The following is an 11,745-nucleotide window of genomic DNA, read 5'->3' as shown; positions in this document are numbered from 1 at the left end:
AATATGAAGCCTATAATAACTATTTTTTGGGCGACCGAGCGGGCTTTTTGTTACAATCTTTTTACTAAACTTCGAGAGAATCTCAGTTGTAAAAAGGATTTTCACGTCAATCCCTGTCGCTACTTATATTATTTTAATTTACGTTGTTTGTAAATTTCTTCTGCTTTCTGTACAGCTTTGTAAGAATCTACAACACCACCAGATACAGAAATATCTTTTAATTGTTCGTTTTTATTTACAGTTTCCATTAAAATATTACGAATATCTTCTGCAGTTAATTTTGGATAATGAGACCAAACTAAAGCAGCTACACCAGCAACAGCTGGAGAAGCCATAGACGTTCCGTTTAAGAATCTGTATTGATCTACACCTGGGTAAGTAGCATAAATCTCTTGCCCTGGTCCAAAAACATCAACAGATTGTTTACCATAATTAGAAAAACGTGCTTTTAAAGCTTTAGGATCTTTAGTAGATGCACCAACAGTTAAAACAGATTTAGAAACAGGAGCTCCATTTCTAAAGTTTGTAGGATAGTGGATATCTACATCAATATCTTCGTTACTATTTCCTGCAGCTTTAACAATTAATACATTTTTATCAGAAGCATATTTAAATGCATCCCAAACTAATTCTTTATCTGGAGAAAATGTTTTTCCAAAAGACATGTTTAAGATTTTTGCTCCATTATCTACTGCATAGCGAATAGCATTTGCAACATCTTTATCACGCTCATCACCATTTGGCACAGTACGAACAGACATAATTTTTACATTATTTCCACCAACAGTTCCTTCAGAACCTATGTTATTTCCTCTTACAGCACCAATAATTCCTGCAACGTGTGTTCCATGAGAAGATTCTGGTCCATTAGAATCATTGTTTCCGTAAAAACGCTCAGTTTTATCGTTCGGATTATCAACATCTTTACGATCTACAAGATTTAAATTTAAGTGAGAAGTTAAGGCGTCACCTTTTGCAGCACGACGAGCAGAACCTAAATAAGAGTTAGCAACTTCTTTCATTGTTTTTCCAACCCATTGTTCCTCTTTTAACTCACCAAAAATCCATAATGCTTCTAATACTTGAGAGTCTAATGTTTGATAGTTTTTTAAAATATCTTTAGATAATTTAGTATCACCAAATTCTAAAACCATTTTGTTAATTCCACCTTCAACAGCATTTAATCTTGCTTGACCAACTTGTTGATTGTATTTTGCTTTACCAACTTCACTTAAATACTCTTTTTGAACTCTTAAGAATTCAGCATATTCAGTAGGATTTTGACTTGCAGCTGCTTGATTCTTTTTAGAATCAAACGTATTGTATTTATCAGCTAAATGCTTGTAAACACGTGTTATTTCAGTTGTATCGTCGTTGTAATTAATTCCTTTTGCTGTACCTAAAAAAGACCATCCATGTACATCGTCGATGTATCCATTTTTGTCATCATCAATTCCGTTTCCTGGAATTTCTTTAGGATTATTCCACATATTAGCTTTTAAATCTTCGTGGAAATTTTCTACACCGCTGTCTAAAACTCCTACAATTATTGTATTTGCTTTACGCTTGTGTTCTTTTAAGAATTGTAATGCTTGGTCTGTATTTACTCCGTAAACTCCTGTTTGCTTAATACCTACGTGGTACCATTTTTCTTTAGCAACTTCTGCTGTTTGCGCCTGCGCGAAACCTAGAGTAAAAGCAAAACCTAATGCTATAAATAATTTTCTCATGTTGTTATTTTATGACGTTTTTTATATATACTGCGGCACTTGGCCCTTCACTAAATAATAAATCTAAGATACTTAAACCTTCTATGAAATCAAATTTTTCATCAAATACTTGTGCATATTCTGGTAAATGGTATTGTGATGGCTTTTTTGCAGAAAACTGATTTCTAAAATCGTACTCTTTTTCAATTTTCTCGTAAGATTCTGTTGTAGAAATATCTAAATCTAATTTTAATTTCTGATTAATAAACTCAATTGTTTTTAAATTAAAATCGAATAAATACTTTTCCTTTTTCTCATAAAAAGGAGCCAATTCATCTTCATAATATTCGAAATATGGAGAACTACGATAAGCAGATTTTAGCGACTTATAATGTTCTTTTTGCCAATTGTATTCGTAAGATGGTTGCAAGTCCTTCATTAAACGAGGACCATCATGTAAAATAGGGATATTTAACATTAGCTTTCCATTCGCTCCTAATATATTTACACGATTACGATAAGTTTGTTTCTGAAAATTTTCGTGTGCTTCTATATTTAAACTTTCGCTTTTAATCAATTCTGCATAATAATCTATCGGGCCAAAATAAAAAGCGGCAAAAGTATTTTTCATTATTTTTTATATTATTCTGTTATATAAAATTGTGCATTACAATTAAATTATAATGCACAATTTTGATTTATTTTTAAATATTAAAATTGTTTAAAATGTTTCGACTAGCTCAACATTACAAAATTTAATATTTGTTTTTCTTTTTGTCTTTTCTTGCTTTTACAATATCATATCCAATCCATGCAGCTAATGCGATTAAAACATAAATACCATAAGATGTTTTGTTTGGATTATCATTATTGATAGATGTAAAGAAACGATTCCAAATAAACTTTTTAGGCGCAGCAGGTTCAAACATTCCATTCATGTTAGCCCAAATCATTATTGGACGTCCAATGATATGATCTTCTCCTACATAACCGAAGAAACGAGCATCTAATGATTGATTTCTATTATCTCCAACCATGAAGTAATAGTTTTGCTCAATTTCGTATTTATTTGTTTTTTGATTATCAATAAAAATATCATACTTACCATTTGCAGAATCTACACGTAAGCTTTTATGTTCGTATTTACGGATGATATTAATAAACTGAGGTAAAGTTTCTTTTGTTACATCAACAACATCTCCTTTTTTAGGAATGTATAAAGGACCATATTGATCTGGATTCCAATTTTTATTTACTGGGAATATTGTATTTGTACTGTCAATTTTTCCTTTCGAAATATGTTCTGCTTTGCTTCCTACTGGCTGTAAAACTGGTTCTACAGAAACAACATTTGTATTAGATTTCATTGCAGTAACATGTGCATCTGTAAGAGCAGGGAAGATATACACAAAAGTATTATCTTCTGTATTTTTACCGAAAGATCCTGCGTAATCAGAACTAATAATTCCGAAGTTATCGTATAATAATTTCTCACTAAAAGGAGTTTTAACAACTACTTTGTAAGAATGTTGTACTTGCGCATCTTTCTTAGGAATAAATTTCTTTCCATCTACATATAAAATTCCGTTACGAATTTGTACTGTTTGTCCTGGTAAACCAACTAATCTTTTTACATAAGCATCTTTACGATCTATTGCAGAGTAAACAGAATCTGTAGGATAGTTGAATACAACAATATCGTTAGATTTTAAATCTCTCCAACCTGGAAGACGCATATATGGTAAACGTGCTTTGTCTATAAATCCATCTCTATAAATAAACTCAGAAAAAGGAATTCCTAGCGGAGTAAATGGAACACGTGCACCATGACTTACTTTTTCTACAAAAAGAGCATCACCAATTTTTATTGTATTTTCCATAGATCCAGTAGGTACAATCATTGGTTGAATAAACCAATTGTGTACTAATGTTGCTAAAACTAAAGCGAAAATTAATGAAGAAATAAATGTTGGTTTGCGTTTTTCTGGTCCTAAGTATTTAGGATTATCAGAATAGTTAATTGCAAAAAGGTATAAACCTAATGTTAAAGCAATAATTACTTTATCTTTAATTTCAATTTTTCCGTAAGCATCACCTAAATCTACAAAGTAAACTAACCAAAATATTGGACCAACAATTGGTAAATAGAAAAGGATAATCCACCATTTTGGACGATGTATTATTTCTAAACCTTTCCAGATATTAAGAAATGGAACGTAAGCTTGCCACGCTTCTTTTCCTGCGTTTTTAAAAAGTTTCCAAGTTCCGGCACCAACAATTAAGTTGAATATTATAAAGCCTATTAACCAATAAATTAATATATTCATAAAGTTTTGATATTAAGTATTTTAAATTAGTTTAATTCAAGTACATCTTTCATAGAAAAAACACCTTGTTTATTCCAAATCCATTCCGCAGCAATTACAGCTCCTAAAGCAAATCCCTGACGAGAATGTGCCGTGTGAGAAATCTCTATTGTATCAACAGCAGAATTATATTGTACGATATGCGTACCTGGAACATTTTCTATTCTTTTTGCTTCTACTGGGATACTATCTTCTGATTTATCTTCCATAGACCACGTATTATATGATGTTTTTTCTATAATTCCTTCGGCAATTGTAATTGCAGTTCCAGAAGGAGCGTCTAGTTTTTGTGTGTGATGAATTTCTTCCAAATTAACTTGGTATTCATTACGATACTTATTCATCATATTTGCTAAAACTTTGTTTAATTCGAAAAATAAATTTACACCTAAACTAAAGTTAGAAGCATATAAAAATGCTGTATTATTATCAATCGCTAATTGATTTATTTCTTCTTGTTGATCTAACCAACCAGTTGTTCCGCATATTGTTGCAACTTTATTCTCAAGTAATACTTTAAGATTATTATATGCAAATTCTGGAATAGAAAATTCTATAGCAACATCAATATTTTTTAATTCTTCAGGATTAGGAGTTCTAGAAATTTTAAGAGCAACATCATGTCCTCTCTGAATTAAAATTTCTTCTATGGCTTTACCCATTCTTCCATATCCTATTAAAGCAATTCTCATTTTTTAATTAAAATTTTAAATTAAAAGCCAAACCAAAAACTGGCTCTGGCGTCATTTCTCCTTGTATTATTGTTGGTTTAAAAGACATTTCAGAATCGTGTCTAATTGTAAATAAATGTGCATCTACCGTTGCATCTACAACATTTAATAAATAAGCCAATACTGTTAAAGCTACACTATAATCACGTTTTCTTTTAAAATCATCCTGAATAACGGCTAATTGTTCAGGAGTTAAAATCCCCGTAAATTCATTTGGAGTTCCTTCTCGTACTGCAATATAAGCTCTTCTATATCTTTTATATAAATTATTATAATAAATTGTAAAACCTGTACCTGTACCAACTAAACCTAATGCGATAGGAGCTTTTAACCATTTTTTATTGTATAACTGTCCCGCTCCAGGTAAAATTGCAGAATATAAAGAAGCTCGCATTGGACTTTTCTCCATTGTAACTTCTTCGCTAATTTTTACACTATCTTTTATAACTAATGTAGAGTCTATAACAGTTTGAGCAGATGATAAAGTTGACAACGAAACCATTAAGCCAATAAATAATGTTTTAATTCTCATTTAAAAATTTGCTTAATCGTTCAAAATCTTCATCAGAAGTAAAATTTAAAATAATTTTACCTTTTCCATTCTGCGCACGTTTAATTTCTACTTTAGTTTTTAGAGAAGTAGAAATAGAACTTAATGCCTCCTTATATTGTGTTGGTAATTCAACTACTTTTTTAGCAGTTTTATCATCACCTTCTTTTATAGATTTTATTAATTTTTCTGTATCACGAACTGATAGATTATTTTTTACAATCTTCTCATAAATTTCAAATTGTAAATCTGTATCCTCAATTGCAATTAAGGCACGTCCATGTCCCATAGAAATCATTCCATCGCGAATTCCTGTTTGGATGATAGGGTCTAATTTTAATAAACGTAAATAATTTGTAATAGAAGAACGATCTTTTCCGACACGTTTACTTAATTCCTCTTGTGTTAGCTTAATTTCATCAATTAATTGTTGATAAGAAAGCGCTATTTCTATCGCATCTAAATCTTGACGTTGAATATTTTCTACCAACGCCATTTCTAACATTTCTTGATCGTTAGCTAAACGTACGTAAGCTGGAATTGTCTTTTTACCTGCTAATTGAGAAGCACGAAAACGTCTTTCTCCAGAAATTAATTCATATTCACCAGTTGCTTTTTTACGAATAGTAATTGGTTGAATAACGCCCAATGTTTTAATTGAGGCTACTAAATCTTCTAAAGCTTTTTTATCAAAATTTGTTCGAGGTTGCCAAGGATTAGTCGTTATCTTTTCTAAATCAATTTCTAAAATATTACCCACTAATTTACGTGCACCTTCATCTTGTGCAGTTTTTACAGTAGGTTCATCTTTTAAAAGAGCAGATAATCCACGTCCTAAGCGATTATTTTTATTTGGCTTTGCCATTTTTTAAACTGTATCGTTATTATTGATTAAAAATTCACGCGCTAAATTTAGGTAATTTTCAGCACCTTTACTTGCCGCGTCGTACTGAATAATTGTTTCTCCAAAACTTGGAGCTTCAGATAATCGTACATTTCGTGTAATAATTGTTTTAAAAACCATTTGTGGAAAATGATTATTAACTTCCTCTAATACTTGATTAGAAAGACGTAAACGAGAATCATACATAGTTAATAATAAACCTTCTATGTCTAATTCTTTGTTATGATGTTGTTGTATTCCTTTAATTGTATTTAATAATTTCCCTAATCCTTCTAATGCAAAATATTCGCATTGTATAGGAATTATAACCGAATCAGAAGCTGTTAAAGCATTTAAAGTAATTAAACCTAAAGAAGGAGCACAGTCTATTATAATATAATCATACTGATCCTTTACTTCATTTAAAGCAGTTTTCAGCATATACTCTCTGTTATCGTAATCTACAATTTCTATTTCAGCAGCAACTAAGTCCAAGTGCGCTGGCATTAAATCTAGGTTAGGCGATTCTGATTGTAAAATAGCTTCGCTTGCAGCAATTTGATTTTCTAATACTTCATAAGTTCCGACAGAAATTTCATCTAAATCGAAACCTAAACCAGAAGTTGCATTTGCTTGCGGATCTGCATCTATTAATAAAACTTTTTTCTCTAATACTCCTAATGAAGCAGCAAGGTTTAACGAAGTTGTTGTTTTTCCTACGCCACCTTTCTGATTAGCTATAGCAATTATTTTACCCATAATTTACGTTCAAAACGAATTCAAAAATACAATATTTAACATTGCTAAACCTTAAAGAAAAAATAATTTTTTTGAATATGTTAATAAAATTTTAAGAAGCACTTCTATTTAATGCACATATACGTTTAAATTTTAAGAGGATTTATCATCTAAACACGATTAAAAGCATTATATTTGCACCTAACATTTTTATAATTTTTTCAAGAAAAAAGTTGATGAATTTTAACCTTTTATTCAAAAGCGTTGAAAACAGTAAAAGCTTCGACGCCGCTTTAATAACGAATAGAAAAGGAAACAAAAATTATTCTTTTCCGTTATTGCTTCGCAATGTATTTTATGCAATACGTCTGTAATACCCTAAATAATTATCACAATTTTTTTTGAATTATTTAAACACACGTAATATTTATATAGCATAATGAAAACAAAATACATAGATTTAATCACACAATCTTTTGACTTTCCTCAAGATGAATTTGAATTGGATGGAGAGCACTTAAAATTTAATGGAATTGATTTAAAAGCCTTAGTTGAAGAACATGGTACTCCATTAAAATTTACTTATTTGCCAAAAATCTCTGAAAATATACAGAGGGCAAAACATTGGTTTGAAAAAGCCCGTGAAGAATTAAACTATGAAGGCTCATACAATTATTGTTATTGTACAAAGAGCTCACATTTTCGCCATATTCTTGGTGAAGCCTTAAAAAATGATATCCACATAGAAACATCTTCTGCATTCGACATTAATATTGTAGAAAATTTAATTAAAGAAGGTTTAATTAATGAAGATCAATATGTCGTATGTAACGGTTTTAAACGTGAGGAATATGTAGAAAACATAGCTCGTTTAGTAAACAGTGGTCACCGTAAAACAATTACTGTAATTGATAATTACGAAGAAGTAGATCTTTTCTCTGAAGCTATTGAAGGTGATTTCGAAATCGGAATTAGAATTGCATCTGAAGAAGAACCAAAATTCGAATTTTATACTTCTCGTTTAGGAATTGGATATAAAGATATCGTTCCTTTTTACCAAACAATGGTAAAACCTAATGAACGCATAAAACTTAAAATGCTTCATTTCTTTATTAATACTGGAATTAAAGATAATTCTTATTACTGGAACGAATTAACAAAGTGTTTAAAGGTTTATGTAAACCTGAAAAAAGTTTGTCCAGAATTAGATAGTTTAAATATTGGTGGAGGATTTCCTATTAAAAACTCGTTAAGCTTTACATATGATTACGAGTATATGGCAAAAGAAATCTTATTACAAATAAAAACGATTTGTGATGAAGAGGGAATTCCTGTTCCTAATATTTTTACAGAGTTCGGATCATTTACTGTTGGAGAAAGTGGTGGAATTATCTATAAAATACTTTATCAAAAGAAACAAAATGATAAGGAATATTGGGATATGATAGATTCTTCTTTTATGACAACATTACCTGATGCATGGGCTATTTCTAAAAGATTTGTTATGTTGCCTGTTAACCGTTGGTACGACAAGTATGAGCGTGTTTTATTGGGAGGATTAACATGTGATTCTGATGATTATTACAATTCTGAACAACATGTAAATGCAATCTATTTACCAAAATACGATTCTGCAAAACCATTGTATATCGGTTTCTTTAATACAGGTGCTTATCAAGATAATATTAGTGGATTTGGTGGAATTAATCACTGTTTAATTCCGCAACCAAAATATATTTTGATTGATGAGAATTATGAAACCAAAGTATATTCTGAAGAACAAACACATCAAAATGTTTTAGAAACATTAGGATATAAGTAATAGAAAATTTTAAATTAAAAATAAAAAAATAATAAGATGAGTAAAGGACCAATTAGTCAATTCATTGAGCATAATTACAGACACTTTAATGCAGCTGCTTTAGTAGATGCTGCAAAAGGTTATGAAAAACATTTATTAGAAGGAGGAAAGATGTTAATCTCTTTAGGAGGAGCAATGTCTACTGCAGAATTAGGTGTTTCTTTAGCAGAAATGATTCGTCAAGATAAAGTTCAAATTATTTCTTGTACAGGTGCAAACTTAGAAGAAGATGTAATGAATTTAGTTGCACATTCTCATTACAAAAGAATTCCTAATTATAGAGATTTAACACCAGAACAAGAACGTGAATTATTAGATGCTCATTATAATAGAGTAACGGATACTTGTATTCCAGAAGAGGAGGCTTTTCGTCGTTTACAACAACATTTAGAAGATGCTTGGCACGCTGCGGAAGAAAAAGGAGAGCGCTATTTACCACACGAATTTTTATACCAAGTTGTTAATTCAGGTGTTTTAGAGCAGTATTATGAAATTGATCCTAAAGATTCTTGGATTGTAGCAGCTGCAGAAAAAAACTTACCTATTGTTTGTCCAGGATGGGAAGATTCTACAACAGGTAATATTTTTGCTGCAAATGTAATTAAAGGTAACTTACAAGCTTCTACAGTAAAATCTGGTATAGAATACATGATTTACTTAACAGAATGGTACCGTGCAAATTCTGATGGAAAAGGAGTAGGGTTCTTCCAAATTGCTGGTGGAATTTCTGGAGATTTCCCTATTTGTGTTGTTCCTATGATGTACCAAGATTTAGAGTGGGAAGATGTTCCATTTTGGTCATACTTCTGTCAGATTTCTGATTCTACAACTTCTTATGGTTCTTATTCTGGAGCAGTTCCTAATGAGAAAATTACATGGGGGAAATTAGATATTGATACGCCAAAATTTATGATAGAATCTGATGCAACAATTGTAGCTCCATTAATTTTTAGCTATATATTAGGTCATTAATTTTTGATATAACAAATTATAATATAAAAGCTACTTTTTAAGTAGCTTTTATTATTTATTTAAAAAGTAAGACAAATACACTATTAAGATTTATTGTTTTTAATATTTTTTTGTATATTAGTGTTGGTTAGTATTAAATAAGGTTAGATAGGTTAACACCTGTTTATGCATCTTATTAGTATCAACCTATGAAAAAAATACCCTATAGTTTTTTTATTCCTATAGTATATATTCTATATCAACATTATTGTGAAAAAGGAGATTATTTTGCAAACTCTAAAACTGTTTTATATTCTTATAATAATGTATCTGAATCTAATTTCCCTTACCAAATAGTTAGTTTAAAAAAAGTTACAGAAAATAAGGCTGTAAACAATCTTATCCATGAGTCAAATGGTTTTAAGCTCTTAAAAAAAGATCATGAGTTACATGATATTTTATTGAAACCAGAAGATGTAATTGCTGTTGATTCATTAAAAATTATTGAAGATGATGTTGTTTACACAGAATCTCCATCATCTTGTCATTCTCTATCAATCCAATTGGATACACAATTAGATAAAATAAAATCTTTAGAAAAATTAGCAAACATTAGTAATACAGAAGAAGGCTACATGGAAGCTAGAAATATAAAGGTTATAAAACCTTGTGTGTTTGTAGATCCAATTAAACAGCAAAAACAAACGATCATGTTTAGAATAGCAGTTGGTACTGTTGGTTTTGCACATTCGCATACGTTGGGTGGAACAACACGTGGTTTCTATTCTGACGCAGATGTAAAAGTTTTTCTTCAATTGGCATATTTAACCTATGAAAACATTAAAAATGAAAAGATAAAAACATATAGTATTTACGATTTGTATTCTATTTTAATCTATGGAAATCAAATATATTCTATGAAGATTGATAATTTATCGCTCTATAAAAAATTTCACGAAAATGAAAACAATATTAAACTTAGAATGATGAATAGGTTGGATATAATGTATAGAAATGCAGATATTCATTTTAATTTTTTTAAAGATAATTATTACTCATATCCAGACGAAAATAAAGATGCATTAAATGAACTAGGAAGTAAAGTTTTATCAAAAATAGGTGTTAGAATTTATCGTTTAGAAAATTATGATAAGAAGAACAAGACCCCGAGATGGAGGAAGCTGTTGACTAGAGAAAATGGTAATGGTGTATTTGTAAACCCTTGTTAAAAAAAGATATGAAAACAATAAAAATAATTTCAGCCTTATTATTTATTTTAAATAGTGTCCATCAATTAAAAGCTCAACACTTAGATCGTGATGGAACTAGAAAAACATTGTCTACTAGCATATCAGATTTTTTTCCTTTTCCTGGTGTATGGACTGCAGAAAGTGATAATAAAATTATAAAAATTGATTTAAAATTAGATTGGATTTTAATTGATAAAGATGCAATTGTATCAACAAATAAATCGATACCAAATTATAAAATGTTATTAAGTTACCAAGTAATTGATAAGAATAGTAAAACAGTACTTGCAACAGATAAAGATGGAGAAAAAATTTACGATAAATATTCAGTGTGGTCAACCGTAAATATGAATATTTTAGCAGATCCTGTTGATTATCCATTACAATTAATAAATAAAACAAATTTAAATCACAGTTATTCGTTTCAATTAATGGATTATAAAAACTGTTTTACTTATGTTGCTGCAAAATTGACTATACTTCCTTCTAAACCCAATCAACTTATTTGGATAAGTGAAATAATGAATGAAGATAATCAGGACAATGATATGGAGGAATATTTAAACTGTAAAATTATAAATGACAATTCTAAAATGACTATACCCAGTATATTAATTTTTAAAAGAGATAATACTTCATATTAATTAAGCAAATATTTATATGAAAATCAATCACTATCCATTATCTCTACTTTATAATCCTTATC

Annotated in this window: 11 protein-coding genes; 4 read left to right on the top strand and 7 right to left on the bottom strand. The window is 29.8% G+C overall.

Going from position 1 to position 11,745, the window contains the following annotated elements:
* Window positions 1–128 precede the first annotated feature (128 nt).
* The 7 genes from BUA86_RS06545 to BUA86_RS06515 all read right to left on the bottom strand — a co-directional run bounded on the left by BUA86_RS06545 (window position 129) and on the right by BUA86_RS06515 (window position 6,998).
* A complete protein-coding gene (locus BUA86_RS06545) occupies window positions 129–1,730 on the bottom strand; it encodes a S8 family serine peptidase (RefSeq protein WP_072930971.1) in 1,602 nt (533 codons plus the stop codon).
* A gap of 4 nt (window positions 1,731–1,734) precedes the next feature.
* Window positions 1,735–2,340, bottom strand: coding sequence for a WbqC family protein (locus tag BUA86_RS06540; protein ID WP_072930969.1), 606 nt, complete (start codon window positions 2,338–2,340; stop codon window positions 1,735–1,737).
* A gap of 124 nt (window positions 2,341–2,464) precedes the next feature.
* Window positions 2,465–4,036 (bottom strand): signal peptidase I, encoded by a 1,572-nt coding sequence (gene lepB, locus BUA86_RS06535; protein ID WP_072930966.1) that lies wholly within the window; start codon window positions 4,034–4,036, stop codon window positions 2,465–2,467.
* A 26-nt stretch (window positions 4,037–4,062) separates the two neighbouring features.
* On the bottom strand, window positions 4,063–4,767 hold the full coding sequence (gene dapB, locus BUA86_RS06530) for a 4-hydroxy-tetrahydrodipicolinate reductase (RefSeq protein ID WP_072930964.1): 705 nt from the start codon (window positions 4,765–4,767) through the stop codon (window positions 4,063–4,065).
* A gap of 7 nt (window positions 4,768–4,774) precedes the next feature.
* Window positions 4,775–5,338 (bottom strand): DUF5683 domain-containing protein, encoded by a 564-nt coding sequence (locus tag BUA86_RS06525; protein ID WP_072930962.1) that lies wholly within the window; start codon window positions 5,336–5,338, stop codon window positions 4,775–4,777.
* Window positions 5,328–6,221: a ParB/RepB/Spo0J family partition protein gene (locus BUA86_RS06520; protein WP_072930960.1), complete on the bottom strand. Its 894-nt coding sequence runs from the start codon at window positions 6,219–6,221 to the stop codon at window positions 5,328–5,330. The genes BUA86_RS06525 and BUA86_RS06520 overlap by 11 nt, the downstream gene beginning before the upstream one ends.
* A 3-nt stretch (window positions 6,222–6,224) precedes the next feature.
* Window positions 6,225–6,998, bottom strand: a complete 774-nt coding sequence (locus tag BUA86_RS06515; RefSeq protein WP_072930958.1) for a ParA family protein — start codon at window positions 6,996–6,998, stop codon at window positions 6,225–6,227.
* Between the two features lie 418 nt (window positions 6,999–7,416).
* Here BUA86_RS06515 and BUA86_RS06510 point away from each other — a divergent pair, with 418 nt between their 5' ends.
* The 4 genes from BUA86_RS06510 to BUA86_RS06495 all read left to right on the top strand — a co-directional run bounded on the left by BUA86_RS06510 (window position 7,417) and on the right by BUA86_RS06495 (window position 11,683).
* Window positions 7,417–8,799, top strand: a complete 1,383-nt coding sequence (locus tag BUA86_RS06510) for a type III PLP-dependent enzyme domain-containing protein (RefSeq protein ID WP_072930955.1) — start codon at window positions 7,417–7,419, stop codon at window positions 8,797–8,799.
* Between the two features lie 36 nt (window positions 8,800–8,835).
* Window positions 8,836–9,810 carry a deoxyhypusine synthase family protein gene (locus BUA86_RS06505; protein WP_072930953.1) on the top strand — a complete coding sequence of 325 codons (975 nt, stop codon included), beginning with the start codon at window positions 8,836–8,838 and terminating at the stop codon, window positions 9,808–9,810.
* Between the two features lie 188 nt (window positions 9,811–9,998).
* Window positions 9,999–11,018 carry a hypothetical protein gene (locus BUA86_RS06500; RefSeq protein ID WP_072930951.1) on the top strand — a complete coding sequence of 340 codons (1,020 nt, stop codon included), beginning with the start codon at window positions 9,999–10,001 and terminating at the stop codon, window positions 11,016–11,018.
* A gap of 8 nt (window positions 11,019–11,026) precedes the next feature.
* A complete protein-coding gene (locus tag BUA86_RS06495; RefSeq protein ID WP_143147253.1) occupies window positions 11,027–11,683 on the top strand; it encodes a hypothetical protein in 657 nt (218 codons plus the stop codon).
* Window positions 11,684–11,745 lie beyond the last annotated feature (62 nt).

It is taken from the genome of Chishuiella changwenlii, assembly GCF_900142565.1.
In the GTDB taxonomy this organism is placed as follows: domain Bacteria; phylum Bacteroidota; class Bacteroidia; order Flavobacteriales; family Weeksellaceae; genus Empedobacter; species Empedobacter changwenlii.
Note: the sequence above shows the minus strand (reverse complement) of the source record. Positions and strands in the feature narration are given on the sequence as shown.

Bases quoted from the DNA above. Each gene is read 5' to 3' on its own strand.
- BUA86_RS06545 (WP_072930971.1), bottom strand. From the start codon at position 1,730: ATGAGAAAATTATTTATAGCATTAGGTTTTGCTTTTACTCTAGGTTTC.
- BUA86_RS06540 (WP_072930969.1), bottom strand. From the start codon at position 2,340: ATGAAAAATACTTTTGCCGCTTTTTATTTTGGCCCGATAGATTATTAT.
- lepB (WP_072930966.1), bottom strand. From the start codon at position 4,036: ATGAATATATTAATTTATTGGTTAATAGGCTTTATAATATTCAACTTA.
- dapB (WP_072930964.1), bottom strand. From the start codon at position 4,767: ATGAGAATTGCTTTAATAGGATATGGAAGAATGGGTAAAGCCATAGAA.
- BUA86_RS06525 (WP_072930962.1), bottom strand. From the start codon at position 5,338: ATGAGAATTAAAACATTATTTATTGGCTTAATGGTTTCGTTGTCAACT.
- BUA86_RS06520 (WP_072930960.1), bottom strand. From the start codon at position 6,221: ATGGCAAAGCCAAATAAAAATAATCGCTTAGGACGTGGATTATCTGCT.
- BUA86_RS06515 (WP_072930958.1), bottom strand. From the start codon at position 6,998: ATGGGTAAAATAATTGCTATAGCTAATCAGAAAGGTGGCGTAGGAAAA.
- BUA86_RS06510 (WP_072930955.1), top strand. From the start codon at position 7,417: ATGAAAACAAAATACATAGATTTAATCACACAATCTTTTGACTTTCCT.
- BUA86_RS06505 (WP_072930953.1), top strand. From the start codon at position 8,836: ATGAGTAAAGGACCAATTAGTCAATTCATTGAGCATAATTACAGACAC.
- BUA86_RS06500 (WP_072930951.1), top strand. From the start codon at position 9,999: ATGAAAAAAATACCCTATAGTTTTTTTATTCCTATAGTATATATTCTA.
- BUA86_RS06495 (WP_143147253.1), top strand. From the start codon at position 11,027: ATGAAAACAATAAAAATAATTTCAGCCTTATTATTTATTTTAAATAGT.